We start from the raw sequence: 25,639 nt of genomic DNA, 5'->3' as shown, positions 1-25,639 counted from the left end.
TTAAAACATCAGCTTTTTGTTGATGTCTATTAATAAGTTTATTCAAACGAGTTTTCTTAATACATTTTTTAACTTTTTTTTGTACTTTATTTGCCATAAAGATAATATGTTAAACATTGCTTTTAAACTTTTCGATTTAAACTATAGTTTCTAAAAATTTTTATTTGTTTCATTTGTTATTATTTTGTTATCTCATAAACAATAAAATTTTAAAAAAATAAGGATAAAAAGAAAAAATTAAAAAATATTTTTAAAAAAAATTTAGTTCTTTTTTAATTTAAAATATTTAAAAAAGATAAAATTAGAAAATAAGATTAAAATTCAAATATGGGATGTAAAAAAAGATGTAACATAAAGAGGTAAAATAAAAAATAGAAAAAAATAAAAATTTATTCGTTTTTAAATCTTCTTCTATCTAATAATTCTTGTCTTTTACCAGGATTCCAACCACCAGATGATGATTTTGCCCTTCCAACTTGCTGAACATATCCTGTGATTCTGTCATACCATTCAACATCATCAACTTCTCCACAGGTAGGACATTTATTATTTAATCCTTTCATAAGAGTTTTACATTTAATACAGAAACTTAAAGCTGAAGAATAAGCCCAGAATCCAATATCTGACTTTTTAGCTATTTTGTTTGTTAAACTCATTAATGATTGAGGGTCGGAATAAGATTCGCCCATAAATGCATGGAAAATATGCCCTCCAGCAGTAATTGGATGGTACTGTTCTTCAATTTTTATTTTTTCAACTAAAGAAACATCAGAGTTTACTGGAACATGTGAGGAGTTAGTATAGTAATTAGCACTATCTGAACCTTGTAAAATAGCTTTATCACCAAATTTCTCTTTATCAAGTGATGCAAAACGGTAAGCAGTTGATTCTGCTGGAGTTTGTAAAACACTCCATCTATATCCAGTTTCATCTTTAAGTTCATTTGCTCTTTTGTTAAAATGCTCAATAACTTTAATACCAAATTTATTAGCATCCTTATCATCTATTCCTTTTCCAAATAGAGCAAGTAACATTTCGTTAATTCCAACAAAACCAAATGAAAGAGTAGAATTGTTTATTCTGTAGTAAATATCATCTTCAACTTCTTGGTTTAAAAATGGAAGTAAATTATAGTTATTAAGACAGTTTAAACCTTGTTGTCTTCTAATTAAAAGAGCTTCAACTGCCATATCAATGTAGGAATCTAAGATTTCAAAGACTTCAGATTCATCTTTTGATTGATATCCTATTCTTGGCAAGTTCATAGTAATGTAAGCAAGATTTCCTGTTCTTAAACAATCCTCATCCCAATCTCCTGTCCAATTGTCCTGAAGACAAGTTCTGCACCCCATGTAATTTGCCATTTTACCTCTATATTTAGGTAAAAGATTTGCAAAGTATGACGATCCATACTTTGCAGAAAGTTCATGGACTCTAAGTAAGTCTTCTTCATAATCTCCTTTAAGTGTTTCATTTCTTAAGGTGTAAATGGTATTTGGGAAAAGATGTGGCTTTCCATCTGCATCTCCTTCAAGTAATGTCTCTGTAAATGCTCTTTGGAGTAATCTGGTTTCATTTTCAAAGTCTCCGTAGACACCAGCAACTTGACCTTTAGGTCCATAAGCTGTAACATCTTCTAAAAATTTTGGAACACCAAACTCTAAACTCATACTTGTAAATGGAACCTGAGAACCTCTTGCAGCATATGCCATGTTTAAATTGTAAACCAACATTTGAACAGCTTGTTTAATATCACCATAACTTAAGCCACGAGCAAATGGTGCAATTAATACATTCCAAAGAGACATTCCTTGTCCTCCAGACATATTTTGCTGTGCAGCAAGCATTATTTCTCCTGTATGGTTCATTAAAGTTTCTATATGGTTAGGTGGACCAGCAACAGAAGTATGATCTCCAGTACCATCTACTTTAAGTCCATATTTAATAAATGTCCTAATATCATGTTGCATACAGTTTAAGGGTCTGCCTGCGAAGAATTCAAGGTCGTGAATATGAATATCTCCTGACATATGAGCATCGGCTAAATGTCCAGGTAACATATGTAAAAGAGCATATTGTTTAAGAGCTTCATCAGCAACATATTTGTGAACACTTTCTGGATTGTGAATCATGTTAGCATTATCACGGGACCCATTTTCAATTAAAGATGTAATGTTGTAAACTGGAATACCTAAACGAGTGTATTTGCTTCTTAAATCTTCTAGTCCATGTTCTACTAACTTTGTGTTAACAATTTCCCTAATCATTGGAGCAGTTAAATATTCTACATTAAGTTTTTTTAGTTCTTTCCAAACATCTGTAGCTATTTCAAATGCTGTTTCTTGTGATGCACCTGTTTCAACAACTAATGTATTGGCAATTTTTCCTAAATCAAAGGGTTCAATTTTATCTCTAGATGTGCGGACTTTTAATGCGGTAGTAGCTAAATATTTGTTTGCAAGTTCTTCATCAAAATCTGCTAAATATTCATATAATAGTTTTTTAATTTCTTTGGTTTTTATTCCATCAAAAATAATATCTTCGATTTTATTTAAAATATTCTGTGCTTCTCTTATAGGAACTTCAACAAGGATCAGAGATTTTAAAAGTTTTTCACTACTAAAATCCTCTTTATATCCATTATTTTTTCTAACAAGTACTCTATTTATACCTTCAAGATTATTCATTGCTTTAGATTGATTTTCCAATATTACGCCCCCTAATAAAAAATTTAAATTTTTAATATCTCTTTTAAATTTTCTTAAATCATTTATTTTATAAAGTTAATTTCTTATGAAAAGTTAAATTATTATAGTTAAATTATTATAGTTAATTAGATTAGTACATATTTTTTTCATTTAATTTTTTAATAATTTTTTTTAAATTTTAATAATTTTTTTTAAAATATTTGATACATTATTAAAATGTTTTTGAAAGTATTTTCATTATTTAATAATCTTATATCTTCTTTTGCTAATGAAAAAAGTATTTTTGACTTTATAAAACTATGATTTTTATTATATTTAAATGTTTTTAATCATTTATTTATAGTTTAAAAACCACGATTTGTTTGTTTTGTTCGTTTGTTTACTTAGTAATACCTCTATTATATTTTTTATGTTCTTTTAATGGATAATCCACATATCTTAATTTATTCTGTTTTTATTTAATTAACCTTTTTAATTTTGTTTTAAGTTATATAAAACATTTAATTTTGTTTTAGATTGTATAAAACATTTATTCTGTTTTAAATTTCATCGAACATTTAATGCTATTTTTTAATGTTAGGTTGTTATACTTTTATTTTTTTTTATTTTTTAAGTAAAATTTATAATGAAATACTTAAATATATAGATATATAAAAGAATTATAAATTTTCTTATTATGTTATAAATTATTTTATTATAATTATTTTAAATATTAATCTATTTTAAGTACTTATTTAATTTTATTTTATTTATTTTATTTAATATTCATCACGATTTTATTTAAAATAGTTAATAATATTTAAAAATAACTATAACATATCCATATAATATTTAAAGCTTAAATAAATATATTTTGGGGTTAAAAATGCATCCACGTCCAAGTCCAATAGCTGCTTCACTTTATACTCTTAGAGATTTAAATGCCGATGTTATAATACTTCATGGACCACATGGCTGCTGTTTTAGAACTGGAAGGCTCCTTGAAGGTGATGGAATTCGTGTTCTAACAACAGCAATGGCTGAAAATGATTTTGTCTTTGGTGCAAGTGAAAAGCTTGTAGAAGTCCTAAAAAAAGCTGAAAAAATGTTTCATCCTAAGCTTGTAGGGGTAGTAGGGACATGTGCAAGTATGATAATTGGTGAAAATCTTAAAAACACAGTAGAAGATGCAAATATTAATGCAATAGTTTTACCTGTTGAATCACATGGTGGATTATCTGAAGGAGATAATACTGAAGGTGCAATAGCTGTTTTAGAGTCTGCTATTAAATATGAGGTTATAGATTCAGATGAAGCAGATAGACAAATAGAAATGTTAAAATTAGCAACTGAAATTGAAAAAACTAGAGGAATGGCACAAGGAAAATATATTAAACCATCTTTTGGAGATAATAAAGAGAAAGTTGCAAAAATAATAGTCAAAGCAATTAAAAATAATAAAAAAGTTGCATTTATATTAAATGCAAAGAAAGAAACATCATACTTATTTAGTGATTTTTTAAACATAGGTTTTTCAGCCATTAATAAAGACAATAAACCTAAAATTATTGCTAATTTAGATATAAATATTGGATTGCCTCGTATTAGGGGTCATGTTAAAAATATCATATCTGAATTAGAAAATAATGGGATAAATATTGATCATATTACTGGAGGGCTTGATGAATATCCTATTAGTGGAAATAATGCACTTGAATGTATTAATAATGGTGAATTTGATTTAATAGTAGTTGCTGGAGTTCCACATGCTTTAAAAATAGAAGACATTGATAATAAAGATATAACAACTATTGCAGTTACTGATGGGCCTCGTTTAGTTGAACCATTGTTTGACTTAGGATATGATTATGTTGTAGCTGAATTGGATGCTCATTCAAAAACTTTAGGAGTTGACCATATTGTAGAGTCTGATTTTGGTTTAATGTTAAAATCAGCTGTTCAATGGGAAATAGATAGTGAATAACAGTTTCAATTGATTTATAACAGCACTGGTAATGTTTATGAGTTATAGAGATTTTTTTCAAATTATTTAAACTTTTAAATTATTTAAACTTTTAAACTGTTTAAATTTTCAAATTATTTAAAGAATCAATATAATTAAATATTTGAAACAAGATATTAGATTAAGAGTTATTTTTATTGAATACAAGTATTGGGTTTATTTTATTCCCAAAAAAATCTTTTTAAATAGTAGAATATAATTCTTTAGATATTATAACTCTTAATTTTTTTATTAGAATTTTTTTATTAAATTATTTAATAAACATTTAATAGTTTTCAATGTGAAAATTTATTTTTTTAATAAAAACAAATCATATATGCTTTTTATATCCAAAAAATGAGGCTGTTCTTATTATAGATAAACTTTTAACAAAACGCAATATAATAATTTTTATTTTAATAATATTAATTGCTTTTATAAGTTTGATTACTTTTATATGTATAAGCAATCTAAATAATAATTCTACGATTCTTTTAGGTGAAAATGAATCAGGTAAAGTCACTCTTGAAGGACCATATGGAAATCCTAATTCTACTAATAAAATAGCTGTTATTATTGGAGTTCATCCTTTAGAATTTAAATCTCACCAATCATTATTAAAATATATAAAAAAGTATTCAAATTCTTTAAATAGTAGTTATTATGTATATATTGTTGATGTAACTAAAAATAATGAAGATTTTGATAAAAGTAGGGATAATGGACAACTATTGGCTCAAAAATTTGTTGTTCCAGATATAATGAAGAAAAATTATTCAATAACTATTGATTTTCACGGACATAGAGCATTTTATGTGGAAGATAACTTTATAATATCTCCATTAAATGATAATAAATCAACAGAAATAGCTAAGGATATAGTAAAGAATATTAATGGATTTGAACTTTTAAATTTTGTGCCTGCTACTGATGACCATCCAACAAGTCCAGAATATGTTTCAATTCCAATTTTAAAGAGTGGAATTCCATCTTTAATATATGAAACTAATATATATCAATCACAGACAATTATAGATAAATTCATGCTACAATTCATATTAAATCTTGATAAAATCAACTTTTAGAAAAAATTATTACTTAAAAAAGAAATTTTTAAAAAATTTAAGAAAAAATCTTTTTTTTTTTTTTTTTTTTTTTAAATGAATTCTACTAATATATCATCAAATTTACTTATATGAGGTTACTATGGAGATTACTGGAAAAATTACTACTGGACTTGGAAAAGGAGCTTATTTTATAGGAATGGATTTTTATAAGAATAAATTTAATGAAAAATTAGGTTTTACTCCTTATTCTGGAACTTTAAATATAATCTTAGATGAAAAATATTTAGATGAAATTGTTGAATTAAAAAATGAGCATTCAATATTGATCAAAGGAGAAAATGATCATGGTAGTGTTAGATTTATCAAAGCTATTTTAAATGATAAGATTGAAGGAGCAATTGTTTTTCCAGATAAAACTGTTCATGAAGAAAACTATCTAGAGTTTATAGCTTTACAAGAATTAAGAAAAACCTTAAAACTTTCTGATAATGAGGAAGTAAAGTTAAAAATCTTACTATAAATCTGTATGGATGAAATTAAATTAAAAATATTTATATGCTTTCATTATTGGTAATGGGTTAGTATTTGTGTGATTTTATGTTTAAAGACTTTAAAAAATTAAAATCTAAAGAGATAATATATAAAAATGATCTTTTAGATGCTTTAAAAAAATATGCTAAAAATATTTCTATTTTTGATATTATGTCATCAACATCTAACTTTAGAGATGCTTGCAAATATGTAAGAGACGAATACAAAGGTCATTTTGATGATATTTACATCAAGAATTTCTACATGAAAGTTGCAGAAATAGGTATTGATGATAAAGAATATAATGAGAAAATTCATAAGAAAAAATATCTTAAAGCCATTGACTTTTTTTCAAACCAAGACGAAAACAGAGAAGAAGAAGATCCTGAGAATGAATTTAAAAAACAAAGACAAATATATTATTTAATTTGTATTTACACTACTTTTATTTTAGAAGAACCAATACATGCTGTTGGAAGCATATTTCCAGGACACACAAAAGTTAGAGAGGACAATGGGAAATTTTACTGTCCAGTTAAAGCAAATAATACTACAAATCCCAAAGCAGTTTGTAGATTTTGTTTAGCACATCAGGGTTAGCTATTTTTTTAAATTAATTTATTTTACTGTTTTTTATTTAGCCTATTTATTTTATTTAGTCTATTTATTTTATTTACTTTATTTATTTATTTAATTGGATGTATTTAGTTCTTATTTTTAATTTTTATTAATTCTTTATTGTTTTTTTATTGTTTTTTTATTAATTTTCAACATGCTTGTTAAATTTTATACTTTTAATAGAATGATTTTTTTAAATTAAAAAATTCAAAAAATTCAAAAAATTTAAATATTTTTAAGTATATATTTAATAATGATAAATGTTTAAGAAAATATACATTTTTTAAAATGATATAGTTTATTTAAGAGTATAGGTTAAAATATGTTAGATAAAGCACTAAAAGCAATGAGAAATGGAGAATTTGTCCTAATGTATGACAATGAGAAAAGAGAAAGTGAAACAGATATGATTATTGGTGCAGAATTTGTAACAAACCGTGAAGTAACTATTATGAGAGAAGATGCAGGAGGATTAATCTGCACATGTCTTCATCCAGAATACTGTGATAAAATAGGTATTCCATTTATGACAGATATAATGGATGTTGCAAAAGATAAATATCCTATTTTAGAGGCTTTAACTCCTAATGATATTCCTTATGATGAAAAATCTTCATTTGCAATATGGGTAAATAATAGAAAAACATTTACAGGGATAACAGATAATGATAGGGCATTAACTATAAGTAGTGTTGCAAAATTATGTTCTGAAAAAAAATTTGATGAATTTGGTGCTGAATTTAGATCTCCAGGGCATGTTTCATTACTACGTGGAGCTGATGGGCTTTTAAAGAAAAGAGAAGGTCATACAGAAATTAGTTTAGCAATGGCTGAAATGGCTGGTATTACTCCAGTTACAGTGGTCTGTGAAATGATGGATGGAGATACAGGAAATGCAAAAACAGTTGAACAAGCAGAAAAATATGCAAAAGACCATGGTTTAGTTTTTATGGATGGTAATATTGTTATTGAAGAATATTTGAAATAAATTCTTTTTTATTACTTTTTATTATTTTTTTTAAGTTGTTTTATGTGTGTTTTTCATAATTTTTTTTTTTTTTTTTTTTTTAAGAATGTTTTTTGAAATTAATTTATTAATGGTTGCTTAAGTCATATTCTACTGAATTTTCATCAATTTCTATTTTATCTAAGCTGTTTATTGTTTTATAAACTAAAATTTCTACTCCTTCTTTTTCAGCTATTTGTAACATTTTTGAGAAGTTTAAATCAGTTTCCCAGTTAGGTTTAAAGCTATTGCCAAGAGGGTGCTGAATTAAAAAGAACACAATGGCTCTAAATCCCTGTCTTTTAAGTTCAATCAACTCTTCAAGATGCTTTTTTCCACGTTCTGTTGGTGCATCAGGAAAAATAGCTGTTTTGTCTTTAACCAATGTCACTCCTTTTACTTCGATGTAGCAATCAGGATGTTTCTTTTTTTCATCTTCTAAAAACAAGTCTATTCTAGAATTACCTACAGTCTTTTCTTTTTTTATGTTGTTGTAGCCATTTAGTTCTTTGATCTTTTTTGCTTTAATGGCTTCATAAACTATCTCATTAGCTTGGCTTGAATAGATTGAGACTAAATAACCTCTGTTTTCTACAAAATGTAGGGAATACTTTGTTTTTCGATTTGGATTATCACTTGGAAGTAGATACACGATTGTATTTGGTGTTAAAAGCTCCTTACAACGTCCTGTATTGGGAACATGGGCTATTTCTTCTTTTCCATCTATTTCGACCTTGGCTATAAATCGATTTGGACACTCTTTGAATTTAGCTTTTATGTATTTTGTCATTTAATTTCCTTGATTCAAATTTATTTATTTTTATCTTTTTTTATTTTTTTAGCTAAAATTTACTTCTAAATTCCTCTTTTTTATAAAAACCCAAAACTAAGTAATGGAATATGGATTATATTGTCATGCTTTTGTATTTTATTGTATCTGTTAGATATTAATACTCCATAGTCACAATCATATTTATTAATAGCTATTTTTAATTGGCTTTTAGTTTTTTTACCTATTCCTACTTCAACAGGAACAATGTCATCTAATTTGGTCCTAAGTAAAAAATCACAATCTTTTTTCTCTGTTGGATAAAATAAGCCCATGCCTCTAAAACTTGTTTTAGTCATTTTGTATAAAGCTGTGGCTACAAGATTCTCATATAGTGCTCCTAAACATTTTTTGTTATTTAAGTTAAACATTCCTATTTCATAGTTAATGGCTGATTTTATAGATGGAGATAAAAAATAATAATTCCAAGGCTTTTTAATTACCTTAGTTGCTCCACCATAGGGCTTAACAGAAAAAATCATTTGGGTTTTTTCTAAAGCATCTAGAATTTTTTGAGTTAATTTTGGCGTTTCTGATAAATTATTTGCAATTTTTGTAATTGATGTAGAACCTGGTCTTTTTAATCCTAAATAAATAAGTACTCGCATTATAATTTCATTTGTAGAATTGTTAAATGATTTAATAGAGGGAATATCTTTATAAACAACATGGTTTAAAATTTCATACATCTCGCTATATGCCTCTCGTTCTTGGAATTTTAAGCTTGAAACTAATCCATATGTTTTTAAAAATTTATTAAATTCTAAATTAGAATCATTTCTTAAGTTAAATAGCTGTTTATGTATTTTTTCTTCTAAAATTTTTCCTTTCTTAATGTATTTATCTGCACCAAAATAGATTATATTTTCTATAGATTTAGAAAATTTAGAGTCTGTCTTTATATTATGCTTTAAAAGAAGATAGTCACTAAAATTGTTTGGATAAATCACTTGTTTAAAACTTCGTCTAACAATATCTGGATTTAATTCTAACTCAATAGCTGAAGAACCAGTGAAAATTAAAAATATGTTTTCAGAATCGTCGTATATGAATTTTCCAGAACTACCCCATTTTTTATCATGATGACACTCATCTACAAATACAAATATTGGTTTGTCTAAAGCTTCTTTTACTGTGTCATGTGTCGATTCTAAAAAAATGTCTACAACATCTAAAATACTGGTATTAAACATGTCAACAACTTGATCCATTGATATATAAAGGATATTTTTTTGATTAACATTCTTTTCATTAAGTAAATAACTATATAACTGCAGAAGAATTGTTGTTTTTCCTACACCTCTTAAGCCAGGAAGGACAATGAACTTGTGACCATCTATTCCATTTAAAAAATTGTCTAAATGTTTTTTAACATCATAATAATCTTTTCTATGGTTTAATCCATTAATTTTTTCAAGTGTTAAGGACATATTACCTTGCTTAGAGTTAATATAATTTTTTAATTTGTCTTTAAAATCAAATTCATCCATTTGAACACCTTTATATTTAACCTTTATATTTAACCTTTATATTTAACCTTTATATTTAAAATGTAAAAAAATATTTAAAATTATTTTTATGTAAAAATAAATCCAGCTATTTATATATCTTTTTGTATCTATTAGTATTTAAATTTATATATCTTTTAGGAAATATAAATATTTATTTTTTATATCTTTTAGGATATACATATATAAATAAAGTGTTTGTTTTTATTAAATCTTAGCTCAAAATGTCTTTGTTTATAATAATCCAAAACTAAGCAATGGAATATAGATCATGTTGCATTTTTTTGTATTTTATTGTACATGCTCAAGAATATGTTATTTATGGGTGAAGATGTTCCTGCTGAAATATTAACTAAAATAAATGAGCAAAAGATGATAAGACAAGAAATTAATCAATTAGAAAAAGAAATTTGAATTAGAAAAAAGATGAAAAAGAATAAAAATAAATAATTATTTTATACCTTTATTATATAAAAACTTTATATGGTATAAAAAAATATTTTATTATAATCATTTAATTAATATATGAATATAAGATTTAATTAATATATGAATATAAGAATTTTTAAAAAAATTATTACTTCTAAAATTTATTTTCTTAACTATAATATCTTATATTAATAGACAAAACTGATTTAATGTGCAAAAAGTTTAGTAATAGACTATAGCAAATTGTTTTTGACATTTTTTCCAATTTCTCCACTTTGACCATTTTCATGATCCTTTCTTTTCACTTTGACTTTTATTCAAATTTTTGTTCCCATTATCCCTGTTAACTATAATTTGTCGAGATTCATAACTATTTATTCTTCAAAGTCTATTAAATCTTCGTTTATTTGATTTTTCAGTTCTTCACTTATTGGGGGATGTTTGATGACAGATTTCATAATGTCAATATACTCATTTTGCCGAGGACTACTCCATGCATTCATAATATGAAAAACATCTATGTATTGAGCTCTGTAGGATTATTCTGAATAATAGTAATAAGTGCATCGGCATATTCATTTTCAGGGAATTTTTCGATGAAATGAGCAATCACACCTGGTATACCATAATCAAGGTTCGGATTGTTGCTCATAAACATTAACAAAGGAGAGATTGCTCCTTGAGGATAAGGCAGATTTCCTAAAGATTCCATCAATGAATTACAATAAGCTTGAAAATCTGAGTCTTCAATGTTATTTTGCAAATCGTCCATTATTTGCTGAATGTTTTTCTCCATAGTGCTACTTCCTTTCAAATTCAAATTTTGTATGCTGTTATGTTAATATTATACTCTTGCAGGATGTGGTGTTACAACTTTTAAGCGATAAGTTTCCCTTTTCTTATCATAACCAAGTGTATAGTGTCTGCCTACTTCAATTGATACTCTAATACTAACATTTTTCCCATTCATTGTCTTATTCAGTCCGTATACTTGCTCGAAGGGTGCAACTTCCGTCCACTGATATGCAAGTTCAAGTGTATGTATTCCAGGTGTCAGATAGAGATACATCGCAGTTCTCTCTGAATCAAGTACTGGCTTTTCTCCATCTACAGAATGAACGGTTAGATTGCCTGTAAGCTCACCGTGCAAAATGTGTACCTTGGCAGCATGGGGATATTTGGACAAAAATACTTCGCTTTTCCTCTTTCGCAGATGAAGGTATATAAACCATGCTGGAATATAGATTAGGATAATTGCTAATATAAACCATGCGAGTATCTTGTAATTTCCTGTAAATAAATCGGTTACAAATTTAAGCATATCACCATTCTCTTGATAGCTTGTGATTCCATTGAATTTTCCATGGATTTGATTTTAGTTTCTTATAATAATCATAAATCTGTCTTCGCATAAATCCTTCGCCACTCTCGTCATCTGGATTTTCTTCTGCCCAATAACAATATCCAAGTAAATAACAATCGACGAACTCATCCCAGCTGCTATAAAGAGTTTGTAGCTTTAGCCCAGCCTCAAGGCAGTGGTCGAGTGCATCTTCCCATGTGAGATAGTCACAGAGATAGCCGAGTGCTGCGAGATTTATCAGACGTTGCAAGTCCCATGCCCATAGGCAGTGGGAACTTCCTGCATGCTCTATTCTTTCAAACAGCTCCCCTGTATCAACATCTAAACAGTTGCCGTTTTCCAGTACATCTTCATATTGCTCAACAGAACGACCATTTAGAAGCATGGACAGCCAATACACCAAATCATTAGCAGTGTTAATTTGCCATGTATCAAACAGAATTTTTCGCTGAGCATTCATTGTATCTGGATTTTTGTCAGCCCCGCCAAAAATTATAGGGTTTTGTTCGGTAGCAATGTTCAATATGGCATTGCAGGCATTAAACCACTTGACCGTTTCAGGGTATTCGCATTTTTCCAAGATGTATACCCACTGGTGAGTAAGTGCCTTTTCCATCTGAGTTGCTAAACCCGGAAATGTATCGTCCTCCAATTCATAAAATCCCTGCTCACCTTCTTCATAGAACTCTATTACAGTGGTTTTACTGCCTACATCTTCTACAATAGGTTCTTTGATATATATGTCAAAGATTTCTTCAGAGGAGTAGATGTCCGTTTCGCCATCTAATTCAATTGTGATTTTATTGTTGTAAACTGCCACAAAACTACGCAAGTTCTTAAGCCTATGTCTGCGAGGCTTTCCTTCAATCTGGAACAGTAACAGTGGTTCATGTTCATAATCATTCATAATCTGACCTCCAAGTCAAATTCTTTTTATCTTTATTATATTAAAGATAAAGCTAAATTTTTCAAATATAATAAAAATAGATTGAATAAAGTAAAATGAGGTTAATAGTTTTAAAATTGTTTAAAAAAATTAATTAGAAAAATAAAACCCATTATTAATAAAAAAAAGAGTGTTTATTGCCTCATAGATACTTTCCAATTTAATGGGGTGTTGTCTATGGGAGAGACCAGTCTATGAGGACTTACTTTAAATAAATAATTTATATGCCACTATTATTATTTAAATTTTTTTTTATAAAATTTTAATATAAATATATTAATGATTTAAAAGAGCTATTGAGTTAAATTTCCACTTAAAAAGTCGGAATAACCTTGTAAATCAAGTAAACCATGACCTGATAGGTTAATAACAATAGTTTTCTCTTCACCAGTTTCTTTAGCTTTTTTAGCTTCGTCAATTCCTATTTTTAATGCATGAGAAGATTCTGGTGCTGGAATAATAGCTTCAGTGCTAGCAAACAGTTGGGCTGCTTTGAAAATATCTTCTTGAGCAGCAGAAACTGGTTTAATTACATTTGCCTTAGCTAAAACACTTACCTGTGGACTCATGCCATGGTATCTTAGTCCTCCAGCATGGACTGATGGAGCTATAAAATCATGACCTAAAGTAAACATTTTTAACATTGGAGTGAACCCTTCTGTGTCTCCAAAGTCGTATTCATAGGACCCTTTAGTTAGTGTTGGACAGGAACTTGGTTCAACAGCTAAAAACTCTGCATCTATTTTTCCATCCAGTTTATCTTTAATAAGAGGATACATTGACCCTGCAAAGTTGCTTCCTCCACCAACACATGCTATAAAGACATCAGGTTCTTCTTCAGCTATTTCTAGTTGTTTTTTTAATTCTTGACCTATTACAGTTTGGTGTAACATTACATGGTTTAAGACACTACCTAATGAGTATTTAGTATTTTCATTGGCTAATGCTACTTCAATAGCTTCTGAAATAGCTATTCCAAGTGAACCTGGATGTTCTGGAGTTTCTTTGTTGATTTTTCTTCCAACATCAGTATTCATACTTGGTGATGCATAGATGTTGCTGTTGTATAATTCCATTACAGTTTTTCTAAATGGCTTTTGATTGTATGATACTTTAACCATATATACATCACATTCTATCCCCATCATTGAACATGCAAGGGCTAAAGCACTTCCCCATTGACCTGCACCAGTTTCTGTTGTAAGTTTTTCTACTCCTTCTTCACGGGCATAGTATGCTTGAGCCAAAGCACTATTTAACTTATGAGAACCTGCAGGAGATGAGTCTTCTCGCTTGTAGTAAATTTTTGCAGGAGTATTTAACTTTTCTTCTAAAGATTTTGCTCTAAAAAGTGGTGTAGGTCTTCCAATTCTTTGATATATATCTCGAACTTCTTTAGGTATTTTTATATATCTTTCCATTGACATTTCTTGTTCTAAAACTGCTTTTGTAAATATTATTGGCAAATTTTCGACTTGATGACCTCCTTCACCATCTATGGGCATTGGAAGTTCTATAGGTAAGTCTGGATTTATATTGTACCAATGTTTAGGTACTTCATCACTTGGTAAGGTTATATTGTACATTTTATCACACTTTAGTTTTTCAATATCTATTAATTTAATCTCAATTGCTTTTATTTGATTTTTACTAGTTTTTACTATTTTTTTACTATTTTTTTAATATTTTTTTTAATTTATTTTCAACATTTTTATTATTTTTTAAGAATACTTATTATTTTGATTAATGTAATATATAATGCTTTATAGTATATAAATATACATTTAATTAAAAAATATTCTCGATGGATGTATATATTCTCTATAGGTGTATGTGGAATATGTATTCTCTTTAGGTGTATATGTTCTCCATAGATGTATGTATTCATTTGATTGTATAAAATTTTAAAATATTTTTTAAAATATTTCTTTTAAATATAATTTAATTAAAATTTATTTAATGGTTAATACATAAAATTAAAATTTAGTTCTAAATGGGTAAACCCCATTTGTCTTGAATTCTTCTTTAAGCCAGGCTTTTAAAATCTGTTCAGTTAAATAATATGTTCCTTGTCCATTTTTTTCTATTAAACCTTTTTTTATTAGGTTATTTATTGGCTTACTCAATGAATTCGAAGTCCTGTTTAATTTTAGAGAAATATCTTTTCTTTTCACTGGTTTATCTAGTAAAAGAGTTAAAATTTTTTGTTCACTATGATTTAAAACCGCCCACTGTAACTTTAAATGGTCAGCTAACATTGTTAAATTTCTTTTGAATTCTTTTGTTATGTTTTCTTTATTTAGTTTCTTATTTTTTTCTAATAAATTGGCAAAAATGTTTATGTAATATGGAATTCCTTTTGTACAGTAGTAGAATCTTTCAAAACCATCCACTGTAAACTTCAATTCTGGGATCCTTTCTTTTAGGTAGTTTTCTGTTGTTTCAATTGAAAATGGTTTTATCTCTGTTGTCAACATTCTTCCTCCAAAAGCTCCACTTGAACCTCCAATTTGCTCTAATAATTCGTCTTTTGAGCTTAAGGATCCTGAAAAGATGTAAGCTACATTCCTTTGATTTTGAATAATTGATCTAAAAAACCATAAAAAAGAATCTAAATTTTTACCTAAATCCTTCAATGCTTGTATTTCATCAATAATCATTATACAACCTTTAATATTCTTTTTATGTTTATTATAGATATTTTGAGGTAACTCCATTGTGTATTCAAGTAATCCTTTAATATCCTCCTCTGTTTTTGGTACTGGAACAGGAAATCCTCCAACATCAACAATATCTCTTATTTCAAAGGTTTTTGATTTGATTCTCATTTTTATTTGATTTAATAAAGTGTTAAAGTTTTTTTCTTTAGATGCTTTTATCCATGAACTATAAAATTCTTCAATAATTCCTTTTTCATCTAAATTCCCCATTTGATAACCATAACTCTTTGTTAAATCGATGTATGAAATTAGATAATCATTTTCCATTTCTTTTTTGATTTTTTTTAAAAGAACACTCTTTCCAACACCTCGAATACCTGGCATTATTATTGCAGGAGGTGAACCAGTACTGGTTGTATTTAACAAGCTTTTTAAAAGCTCAATTTCATTTTTTCTGTTGTAGAATTCTCCACTACTCAATTGTGTATTGTTTCCCCAAGGTAACATATTTTCATCTCTTTTAAGTTTATATGTATATATTTTCTTTAGGTGTATATATTCTTATTGGATGTATATGGAATATATATTCTAAAATGATGTATATATTCTCTTTAGGTGTATCAAATTTTAAAGTAATTTTAAAGTAATTTTAAAATAATTTTAAAATAATTTTAAAATAATTTTTTTTAAGTAATTATTTTAATTTTTTAAAAAGAAGTTTATTTATGTTCTCTATGCTTCTTGTTAAACATCAATTAGATCTGTAGGGTCATCTTTTTGGGTAAAAGCTATAATGTTAAGAGAATTAGAAAAAAATCTAGAATTTTCAGATAAAATCTTCTTAACAGTGTTTAATGCAAGGGATTTATTGTTGTGATCTTTGCTAAGATGACCTAAAATAACGGTATGTGTAGATTCATCAATGCACTCAGATAAATGGGTTCCACAATCTTCATTAGATAAATGTCCAACTTTACTAAGAATTCTTTTTTTATTAAATTCTGGTCGATTTCCATTAATAAGTAAATCTACATCATGGTTGCTTTCAATTAAATAAGCATTTGCACCTTTAATTAATGATAAAGTTTCAGGCTTTAGATGACCGAGATCTGTTAAACATACAAATTTTTTATTTTCATGTTCAATTATGTAGAATTGAGAGTTAACAGAATCATGACTGGTAGAAAATGCAGTAATCTTTAAATCATCAAAATTAATGGCTTTTTCAGCTTCTATTAATCTCAAGGAATCTGGATTCACATTACCAGTAATTTTTCTAAACTTATCACAGCTTAATGTATCCTTATTTCCGTAGATTAATGTATTATACCCACGATTAATGACTCCAACACCTCTTATATGGTCTACATGTTCGTGAGAAACAAAAATAGCTTTAATATCACTTAAGTTTTTGCCAATTTTATTTAAAAGGATTTCACTCTGTTTTTTACTAATACCTGCATCTATCAATATTGCACTTTCATCACTTTCTACATATATAATATTTCCACTGGAACCACTTGCCAAAACAGATAATTTTAAGCTCAAATTGATCATCCTTTGATTAAATAGATTTATAAGAAAAAATAGCTATTTATTAAAAAACATATTTTAAAGTAATATCTAAAAACTTAAATGAATTAATTTTATGATATTTTTTGTTAAAATTAATTCTTTTTCTTTATTTTTAAATATACTCCTTTATGTTTTTATATTCATTTATATTATTTATACTAAGTTTAAATTAATTTTTTTTTAAAAGGCTGTGTAGCAATTCGAAAATCTAATTTTTTTTTTTAAATTTGATTAATTAAGTTAAATTAAATTTATAAATTTATAATACATTTTATTATAAAAATAAATATAAATATAGATATAAATATTTAATAAAATTCTTTTTTAATTAATATTAATCCTTATTTGATAAAAATAATTATTTTAGGCATTTAATTTTTATTATTCTTTAAAATATTTTAATTTAAATTTAACAAATTAATATTAATTATTTACAAATTATAATTATTTTTAAATATTTATTTTTTGTAAAAGCATCTATTAATATTTGGTACATGTTTTAACATATTTTAATTAAATATCTGTTTTTACAAAAATATCATTGCACATCCTATGAATTGCTTTCCATAAGCACTTAAAATATTTTAAAATTAATTAATTATTTAAACCTTGAAAATAATAATTATAATATTATTAAGTATTAGATTTATTATTAACTATTGCTTTTATTATTATGTGTTAGATTAAAAACTCTATTGATTAAAAAGATTACAATAAATGATAAAAAAATTTTTTATTTTTTTATTTTTATTTTTAATCTTTATTTAAGGTTTTTTCTAATATTTTATCTTTATATGGTTTATTTACATTATTTATATTATATTAATACTAATTATTTGTCCTTTTTAATTATGGTGTTTAGATGAAAGTTGTTGAAAAGTTAGAAGCTATTAAAAATCAGGAATTATCTGGAAAAGACAATGTTGAAGATTTTATTTCTGTTATTGAAAAAAAGAATGAAAGTATCAATGCATTTTTAGAAGTGGATGGAGATAATGCATTAAATCAAGCTGAAAAAATTGACAAAAAAATTAAAAATGGAGAAAAAGTCGGTGCTTTATCTGGACTTGTCTTTGCAATTAAAGCAAACATAAATGTGGAAGATTTTGTTATTTCTGCAGCTTCTAAAACACTTGAAAATTACTATGGAAGTTACAATGCTACAGTCATAGATAACATCTTAAATGAAGATGGAATTATCCTTGGTATTACAAATATGGACGAATTTGCAGCTGGAAGCTCTACTGAAAGCTCTTATTTTGGTTCAACTGACAATCCTGCTGCTACTGGTAGAATTCCAGGTGGATCAAGTGGTGGAAGTGCTGCTGCTGTTGCTAGTTTAATGTGTGATATTGCCCTTGGAAGTGATACAGGTGGCTCAATTAGAAATCCTTCATCTCACTGTGGTGTTTTTGGTTTTAAACCCACATATGGAGCAGTCTCTCGTCAAGGTCTTTTAGATTTATCAATGAGTTTAGATCAAATTGGTCCTTTAGGTGCTGATTCATCAGCAATAGCTATTGGTTTAAATAGTTTAGTAACTAATGATCCTAAGGATTGTACAAGCTTAAAATGGAATTCATCTGACTTTTTAAAGCCATTAGAAAATAATCCTGAAGAATTAATTGAAGGTAAAAAAATAGCTGTTGTTAAGGAGTTTTCTGATGTTACAGATGATAAAATCAATGGATTAGTTGATAAGTCATTAGAAAAGATTGAAGATTTAGGTGGAGAGATTATCAACCTTAAATTTGACTATGTTGATTTATGTTTACCTACTTACTATCTTATAAACTATGTTGAGTTCTTTTCAGCCACAAGAAAGTATGATGGACGTAAGTATGGTTATAAAATCGAAGATGTTTGTGGTGAAGAGGTTTTAAGAAGAATAGAAATGGGTTCATACATATCACAACAAGAATTTAGTGGAAAGTATTATAAACGTGCTTTACAAGCAAGATCATTAATTAGAACTGAAATTAACAAGCTATTAGATGGTGTTGATTTAATAGCTTCCCCAACAGTCCCTAAACTTCCTCATAAAATTGGTGATAAATTAGAGCCAATGGAAATGTACGCTTATGATGTTTTAACTGTAATAGCTAATTTAGCAGGTATTCCAGCTGCCAGTATGAAGGCTGGAGATGTAAATGGAATTCCTGTTGGATTACAACTACAAGCAAAGCCTAAAGAAGATTTAAAAATCCTTGAAGCAATGATTGCCTTAGAATCAGTTGAGTAATTCTCATTACTGCATTTTTTTGAATTTAATACTTAATTTAATAATTAATTTAATATTTTAATCTAATATTTAGTTTAATATTTTAATTTAATATTTAGCTTAATATTTTAATTATTTATTTTAATATTCCATTTTAATATTTTATTTTAATGTTTTAAATTCTTAAAATTTTTAAATTCTTTTAAATGCATTTTTAAAATTCTTTTGTTTTTTTTTATTTTTTTTAAATTAGACAACTCCATTTTTTTTTAAAAAAAAATATTTTGTTTTTTGTTTATGTTATTATGAAAATTGGAATGGCTTACATTAAGGGTGCATTACCAGGTTTTGAAACCTTTGGAAATTTACCAACCGATCTTGTTAAATCAAATGGCTTAGTCAATGGTGTTCCAGCGAATAAAGAATTAGATGGTTTAATAATTCCTGGTGGAAGTATTGTAGAGTCAGAATCTATGACTAATGATTTAGCTATTGAAATTAAGAAAATGGCTAATGATGGAAAGTTAATTTTGGGAATATGTTCTGGTTTTCAAGTTATTTCATCATCAACAGACATTGGAAGAAATTCACCATTTCCCATTGTTAAAAAAGGATTAAATCTTTTAGATGTTAATTTTTCTCCAATGATAAGCAATGATAGAGTTGAAGCTTACTCTTTAAATGAATCATTTTTAACTGATGGCGTTGTTGAAGCCATTCTTGGTTTTCATTGCCACACCTATGGAAAAATCTCTACAAATAATAAAACTATTATTAAATCTAGATTAAAAAGAGCAAACTATGATAATGTTGATTTTGAAACCATATCTGGAGTAATAAATGATGATGGTAATGTTGTTGGAACAATGGTTCATGGAATTCTTGATAATAATCCTCAAATTGTAAATAATATTTTTAAATTTTTAGATTCAGATGAAGAAGATAAAATTAATATTTTTAATAGAAATAAGTTGTTTAAAGAAAAAATTAATCAAGAAATAGCTATTGATTCTGGAATAGTTATAAAAAAAGATTTAGATTTTATAAATACCATTTCAAGTAAAAAAAATAATGTTAATATAGCTAATAAGGCTAATATAACTAATAATTTTAATATAAATAATAATTCTAATTTGACTGGTGATTCTATTATAGCTAATAGTTTCAACTTTGATAAAAATCTTAATTCTAATTATAATGCTCCTTTAGCTCTTTTTATTGGAAGTACAAGTTCTGATTCTGGAAAAACTTTTATTACTACTGGAATAGCTGGAGCTTTAAGAAAAAGAGGATTAAATGTAGGAATTTTAAAAATAGGTTCAGATATCAGGGATATTGTCCCAGGATTATACCTTACAAACGGTTTAATGGAAAATTATGCATCAATAAAACTTGGAAATCTTGGATGGGTAGATATTGAAAATGTTTTAAACTCATTAAAATCTTCTAGTTATGATATTGTTTTAATTGAGGGTGCAATGAGTGTTTTAATTGGCTTATTAAAAGATATAATGCCTTATTCTGGAGTTGAAATTGCTATTTCATCAAATATTCCATTATTATTAGTTTCAAGTGTGAATAAATCTGGAATAGAGTCTTCTGCTGTTGACATTACAAATCACATTAACTTTTTGAAAAAAATGGGTTTAAAAGTTAATGGAGCTATTTTAAATAGAATTTATGACTTTAATATATTTAAAAAGGTCTTACCATATATTAAAAATCATAGTAATTTAGAAAATGTTTTTGGACTGGGTAAAGCAAATTTACCAATAAGAGGAGGAACCCCAGAAGTTGAAATTAAATTAGAAGATTTTGCAATTTCTGCACATAATCAAGTGGAAAAAGATTTAGACATAGAATTAATAGCTAAAATGGCTGAAGTTGTAGAATTTAATAGATTTTTATCCTCTGAAGAGATAAATAACTTTTTTAAATAAAAATTATAGCCTGAGAAATTATTGATATGAATTATATTAATAATTGTATAATGTTATTTTATTATTTCATTATCATTGTTTTTGATTATTATTGAATTAAAAAATTGTTTCAATTAGTATTCTATTGTTAATTATTCTATTATTAATTATTCTATTTCAATTATTATTCAACTATTATTATAATCTACTATTATATAAGGAGTGAAAATATGTTACAAATAGCAGTCACAGGAAAACCAAATGTTGGAAAATCGTCATTTTTTAATTCAGCTACATCTTCTACTGTGGAAATGGCTGATTATCCGTTTACAACAATAGATGCAAATAAAGCAGTTGGAAATGTTACAAGTCAATGCCCATGTAAGGAAATGGAAGTTGATTGTAATCCAAGGAATTCTAAATGTATTGATGGAATTAGATTCTTACCAATAGAACTTATTGATGTTGCAGGACTTGTTCCTGGGGCACATGAAGGAAGAGGACTTGGTAACAAGTTTTTAGATGAACTTCGCCAAGCAAAAGTATTTTTACATATAATTGATGCCTCTGGTTCTACAGATATTGAAGGGCGACCAGTTGATCCTGGTTCTCATGATCCTCTTGAAGACATTGATTTTCTTCAAGAAGAAATTGTAATGTGGATTTATGGAATTTTAAACAAAAATTGGAGTAGATTGATTCGTAAAATTGAAGCAGAAAAATTAGATGTTGCAAAAGTAATCCATGAGCAGCTTTCAGGAACAGGAATTCTTATTGAACATGTTATCACTGCTAAAAGATCTATTGACCCAGATTTCACTAAATGGGAAAAAGAAGATTTTTTAAAATTAATTAGAAAACTTTTAGAAATAGCTAAACCAATGTTAATTGTTGCTAACAAAGCAGATTTGCCTACAGCAGAAGGAAATATTAAAAAAATTAAAGAAAAATATCCTAATGTAATTGCTGCATCAGCTCAATCGGAATTGGCTCTTGTTAAAGCAGCAGAAAGTGGTTTAATTGATTATATTTCTGGAAATGATGATTTTAATATTTTAAAAGAAGAAGAATTATCCCAAGCACAAAAAAATGCATTAGAATATATTAAAATTAATGTTTTAAAGAAATTTGGTTCTACTGGTGTTCAAGAAGCTCTTAATCAAGCAATATTTAAGCTATTAGATATGATTGTTGTTTATCCAGTTGAAGATGAGCACAAGCTTACTGATAATAAAGGTAATATTTTACCTGATGGGATTTTAATTACTAATGGTTCAAATCCACGACAATTAGCTTATATTGTTCATACAGATATTGGTGACAAGTTTATGCATGCAATTAATGCTAAAACAAATATGCGTGTTTCAAGTGATTATGAACTTTTAAATGGAGATATTATAAGTATTATTACTAGTTAATATTTGTTTTTTATTATTTTTATTTATTTTTTATTTATTTTTTATTATTCTTATTTGATTTTAATTTTTTTAAATTATTTTTAAATTATTTTTGAAGAATGTATTGTTTTATGAAAATTAAATGATACTAAAAAAATTTCAATTTTACTAATACTTTAAATATTATTATAAACATATAAATTACATCTATTAATTTTTAATAACTATTAATAATTAAATTTAAGAGATTATATTTCATACTTTTATTAATATTAATTATTTTCTTAAATTTTCTTAATTTATACATTTATTAAATTGTATAAATTTATTATTTTTAATAAGATATTACTTTTATAATTTACAATAAGTTTTAATAATATGCTTTTTTTGATTTAAAAGAAATTTATTTAACTAAATCATTTAGCTATTTACTTAACTATCTATTTAATTAATTATTTGACTAATATTTATTTAGCTATGTATTTAACTAATATTTATACAATACTATGGTGTAAGAATGAGTGTAAAATCAGGAGATTTTGTAATGCCAGGAGATGTTATTGGGGTAAGTGAGCAGTTTTTACCTGATAAATTGGCTTATGATGATGGGGGATATATTAAAGCATCTGTTTTAGGAACAGTTTCTATTAATGATTTGACCAAAACCATTTCAATTATTCCTAAAGCTGGAAATCCAAATGTCTTAGAAGTTGGAGAAAAAATTTACGGACAAATTACTGATATTAGAGGTCAAAGAGCAATGGTAAATATTCAATCTGCTAAAAATACCTCAAGAGGTTTGGTTTTTTCATATATGGGTGTAATTCATGTTTCACAAGTTAAAAAAGGTTATCTTGAAAAGTTAACTGATGCTTTTAGAATTGGAGACATTATCCAAGCTAAAGTTACTAAAGTTGCTGGAAATAATTTAGATTTAAATACTGAAGATAATTCTGATGGTGTTTTAAAGGCAATGTGTACAAGATGTAGAGCATATATGATTCCAGGTAAAAATAAAACGGAATTATATTGTGAAGTTTGCGGAAAAAGAGAAAAAAGAAAAATTTCAGACGACTACATTTATTAATATTATACATTTTTATTTATGAATATTATTGTTTAATATTCGTATTTTAATTTAGTTTATTTTCAATTTAGTTTATTTTTATTTTATTTTATTTTTATTTTATTTTTATTTTATTTTCATTCAGTAATATATGATAATAGAGTTATAAGGTGGATATTATGGATACTTTAGAGACATTAAATAAAGATGCAGAAATTAAAACTGATGATATAGAGATTATTAAAAGTTCTAAAACAGAGTTAGAATTTGTGACAAAAGGAGAAACTCATACATTGTGTAACATACTTAGAAAATATTTAATGGAAGATGAGAATGTAACTTATGCAGTTTATGGAATTGATCACCCTATTATTGGTCATCCAATTTTTACCATAAAAACCAGAAATAAAAAATCTCCCAAATCTTCTTTAGTTAAAGCATTACAAAAGTTAGATGCTACAAACAGTGAATTTAAGGGATTAGTTGAATCTATTAGCTAATTACTTAATTTTTTTATTTATTTTATTGAACCTATGAATGTTTATAAAAAACCTTCAATTACCGTTGATATTTTCATTTACGAAGAGAGTAATCCATCTCAGTTTATTTTGATTCAAAGAAAAAATCAGCCATTTAAAGGCTCATGGGCATTAACTGGTGGGTTTATTGATTATGGGGAATCAGCAGAAATTGCAGCTGTTCGTGAAGCTAAAGAAGAGACTAATATTGATGTTAAATTAGAAAAATTATTTAATGTTTATTCTAAAGGAAATAGAGATCCTAGAGGTCATACTATCACTATTGTCTTTTTAGCTACAGGGAATTTTAAGATGTTAAATGCTGGTAGTGATGCAGAGAGTATAAAAGTTTTTTCTTTTAAAGATATCGATTCAATGAACTTAGCTTTTGATCATAAAATCATTTTGAATGACATTTATAATTATTTTTATTAGTTATTTTTATTAGTTATTTTTATAATTTTTTTTTATTAATTTTTTTATTAAGACTTTTTATTTAGATTTTAATATTTTATTTAGAGTAATCTATCTAAAATAAATTTTAAACAATAGGTGTTTATTATGGATTTTTGTCCAGATTGTGGAGCAATGATATTACCAGATAAAGAAGGCAACTTGAAGTGTAAATGTGGTTATAAAAATACCATTTCTGATGAAGATAAAGAGCAATATGCAGTTTCTGAGAAAATTGACTCTAATAATTCTGTTATTATGCGAGGTGAAGACATTGGAATTCTTCCTACAACCAATGAAGTCTGTCCTAAATGTGGAAACAGAAAAGCAGAATATTGGTTACTTCAAACAAGAAGTGCAGATGAAGCTCCCACAAGATTTTTTAAATGTACAGAATGTAAACATACTTGGCGTGACTACGATTAGATATTTTTAGCTATTTTATTATTTTAGACTTTTAAAACATTAAAATATATTTTAACTATTTTTATCTTTTTTTTTTATTTTATTCGCATTTTTTTTTTATTTATTTGTATTACTTTTTTTTTTTTAACCATCTTTTTTTATTTTCTAATTATTTTGTTTTTTAGTTATTATTTTGATTTTTTTCTTAAATAAATACCTTATTTTATTTGTATTACTTATTTAATTATTTTTTTTTAAATTTATCAATATATTATTAATTTATATTATTTTTTTAAGTTAACTATCTCTTAATTAAAAAATAAATAATTTTTTGCTGTTTTTTTCTTATTTTTTTTTAAAAAGATTTATATACTATTTTTTTCTTATTTAATAATGTAATTATGTTTTATTAATAGCTTAATAGAAGATAAAAGATTTA

The 25,639-nt window shown here is 26.2% G+C and carries 22 protein-coding genes; 12 read left to right on the top strand and 10 right to left on the bottom strand.

The genetic code is table 11. From position 1 onward, the window contains the following. Nucleotides 1-389 precede the first annotated feature (389 nt). Complete coding sequence (nrdD, locus tag MBCUR_RS04000) at nt 390-2,687, bottom strand: anaerobic ribonucleoside-triphosphate reductase (protein WP_067090493.1); 2,298 nt, start codon at nt 2,685-2,687, stop codon at nt 390-392. A gap of 886 nt (nt 2,688-3,573) precedes the next feature. Between nrdD and cfbD the strand changes: the two genes are divergently transcribed. From cfbD to ribB, 5 genes are all read left to right on the top strand, one after another. Then, complete coding sequence (gene cfbD, locus MBCUR_RS03995) at nt 3,574-4,671, top strand: Ni-sirohydrochlorin a,c-diamide reductive cyclase catalytic subunit (protein WP_067090487.1); 1,098 nt, start codon at nt 3,574-3,576, stop codon at nt 4,669-4,671. Nucleotides 4,672-5,132: 461 nt separating this feature from the next. Next, on the top strand, nt 5,133-5,774 hold the full coding sequence (locus tag MBCUR_RS03990) for a hypothetical protein (RefSeq protein ID WP_067090486.1): 642 nt from the start codon (nt 5,133-5,135) through the stop codon (nt 5,772-5,774). A gap of 121 nt (nt 5,775-5,895) precedes the next feature. Then, nucleotides 5,896-6,276, top strand: a complete 381-nt coding sequence (locus MBCUR_RS03985; protein ID WP_067090483.1) for a DUF120 domain-containing protein — start codon at nt 5,896-5,898, stop codon at nt 6,274-6,276. A gap of 77 nt (nt 6,277-6,353) precedes the next feature. Beyond that, nucleotides 6,354-6,887 (top strand): DUF2115 family protein, encoded by a 534-nt coding sequence (locus tag MBCUR_RS03980; RefSeq protein WP_067090481.1) that lies wholly within the window; start codon nt 6,354-6,356, stop codon nt 6,885-6,887. 340 nt (nt 6,888-7,227) lie between these two features. Then, nucleotides 7,228-7,893: a 3,4-dihydroxy-2-butanone-4-phosphate synthase gene (gene ribB, locus MBCUR_RS03975; RefSeq protein ID WP_067090478.1), complete on the top strand. Its 666-nt coding sequence runs from the start codon at nt 7,228-7,230 to the stop codon at nt 7,891-7,893. 106 nt (nt 7,894-7,999) lie between these two features. Here ribB and sfsA read toward each other — a convergent pair whose 3' ends face one another. The 9 genes from sfsA to MBCUR_RS03935 all read right to left on the bottom strand — a co-directional run bounded on the left by sfsA (nt 8,000) and on the right by MBCUR_RS03935 (nt 17,194). Further along, nucleotides 8,000-8,701: a DNA/RNA nuclease SfsA gene (gene sfsA, locus MBCUR_RS03970; RefSeq protein WP_067090476.1), complete on the bottom strand. Its 702-nt coding sequence runs from the start codon at nt 8,699-8,701 to the stop codon at nt 8,000-8,002. An 80-nt stretch (nt 8,702-8,781) separates the two neighbouring features. Next, nucleotides 8,782-10,230 (bottom strand): ATP-binding protein, encoded by a 1,449-nt coding sequence (locus MBCUR_RS03965; protein WP_067090473.1) that lies wholly within the window; start codon nt 10,228-10,230, stop codon nt 8,782-8,784. An 821-nt stretch (nt 10,231-11,051) separates the two neighbouring features. Then, nucleotides 11,052-11,180 carry a hypothetical protein gene (locus MBCUR_RS10925; protein WP_281190525.1) on the bottom strand — a complete coding sequence of 43 codons (129 nt, stop codon included), beginning with the start codon at nt 11,178-11,180 and terminating at the stop codon, nt 11,052-11,054. 14 nt (nt 11,181-11,194) lie between these two features. Then, entirely contained in the window at nt 11,195-11,449 is a 255-nt protein-coding gene (locus MBCUR_RS03960; RefSeq protein ID WP_157077659.1) for a hypothetical protein, read from the bottom strand. A 72-nt stretch (nt 11,450-11,521) separates the two neighbouring features. After that, nucleotides 11,522-11,998, bottom strand: coding sequence for a hypothetical protein (locus tag MBCUR_RS03955; protein WP_067090466.1), 477 nt, complete (start codon nt 11,996-11,998; stop codon nt 11,522-11,524). Nucleotide 11,999: 1 nt separating this feature from the next. Then, the gene (locus MBCUR_RS03950) at nt 12,000-12,947 is read right to left on the bottom strand and encodes a DUF1266 domain-containing protein (RefSeq protein WP_067090463.1); all 948 of its coding nucleotides are present in this window, start codon (nt 12,945-12,947) and stop codon (nt 12,000-12,002) included. A gap of 332 nt (nt 12,948-13,279) precedes the next feature. Then, on the bottom strand, nt 13,280-14,572 hold the full coding sequence (locus MBCUR_RS03945; protein ID WP_067090461.1) for a TrpB-like pyridoxal phosphate-dependent enzyme: 1,293 nt from the start codon (nt 14,570-14,572) through the stop codon (nt 13,280-13,282). Nucleotides 14,573-14,962: 390 nt separating this feature from the next. After that, the gene (locus MBCUR_RS03940; RefSeq protein ID WP_067090458.1) at nt 14,963-16,153 is read right to left on the bottom strand and encodes an AAA family ATPase; all 1,191 of its coding nucleotides are present in this window, start codon (nt 16,151-16,153) and stop codon (nt 14,963-14,965) included. Nucleotides 16,154-16,390: 237 nt separating this feature from the next. Then, complete coding sequence (locus MBCUR_RS03935) at nt 16,391-17,194, bottom strand: MBL fold metallo-hydrolase (RefSeq protein ID WP_067090455.1); 804 nt, start codon at nt 17,192-17,194, stop codon at nt 16,391-16,393. 889 nt (nt 17,195-18,083) lie between these two features. Between MBCUR_RS03935 and gatA the strand changes: the two genes are divergently transcribed. The 7 genes from gatA (at nt 18,084) to MBCUR_RS03900 (ending at nt 25,221) form a co-directional block, all read left to right on the top strand. Beyond that, entirely contained in the window at nt 18,084-19,463 is a 1,380-nt protein-coding gene (gatA, locus tag MBCUR_RS03930; RefSeq protein WP_067090453.1) for an Asp-tRNA(Asn)/Glu-tRNA(Gln) amidotransferase subunit GatA, read from the top strand. A 284-nt stretch (nt 19,464-19,747) separates the two neighbouring features. Then, nucleotides 19,748-21,382 (top strand): nucleotide-binding protein, encoded by a 1,635-nt coding sequence (locus MBCUR_RS03925; RefSeq protein WP_245637284.1) that lies wholly within the window; start codon nt 19,748-19,750, stop codon nt 21,380-21,382. 209 nt (nt 21,383-21,591) lie between these two features. After that, complete coding sequence (locus MBCUR_RS03920) at nt 21,592-22,779, top strand: redox-regulated ATPase YchF (protein WP_067090450.1); 1,188 nt, start codon at nt 21,592-21,594, stop codon at nt 22,777-22,779. A gap of 496 nt (nt 22,780-23,275) precedes the next feature. Then, on the top strand, nt 23,276-23,845 hold the full coding sequence (locus tag MBCUR_RS03915; RefSeq protein WP_067090447.1) for an exosome complex RNA-binding protein Csl4: 570 nt from the start codon (nt 23,276-23,278) through the stop codon (nt 23,843-23,845). Between the two features lie 158 nt (nt 23,846-24,003). Then, nucleotides 24,004-24,324: a DNA-directed RNA polymerase subunit L gene (locus MBCUR_RS03910; protein ID WP_067090444.1), complete on the top strand. Its 321-nt coding sequence runs from the start codon at nt 24,004-24,006 to the stop codon at nt 24,322-24,324. Nucleotides 24,325-24,357: 33 nt separating this feature from the next. Then, entirely contained in the window at nt 24,358-24,777 is a 420-nt protein-coding gene (locus MBCUR_RS03905; RefSeq protein ID WP_067090441.1) for an NUDIX domain-containing protein, read from the top strand. Between the two features lie 126 nt (nt 24,778-24,903). After that, nucleotides 24,904-25,221: a transcription factor S gene (locus MBCUR_RS03900; protein WP_067090438.1), complete on the top strand. Its 318-nt coding sequence runs from the start codon at nt 24,904-24,906 to the stop codon at nt 25,219-25,221. The last annotated feature ends 418 nt before the right edge of the window (nt 25,222-25,639 follow it).

This window comes from Methanobrevibacter curvatus (assembly GCF_001639295.1).
In the GTDB taxonomy this organism is placed as follows: Archaea; Methanobacteriota; Methanobacteria; order Methanobacteriales; family Methanobacteriaceae; genus Methanoflexus; species Methanoflexus curvatus.
The sequence above is the reverse complement of the archived record's forward strand: the minus strand, read 5'-3'. Positions and strand labels throughout refer to the sequence as shown.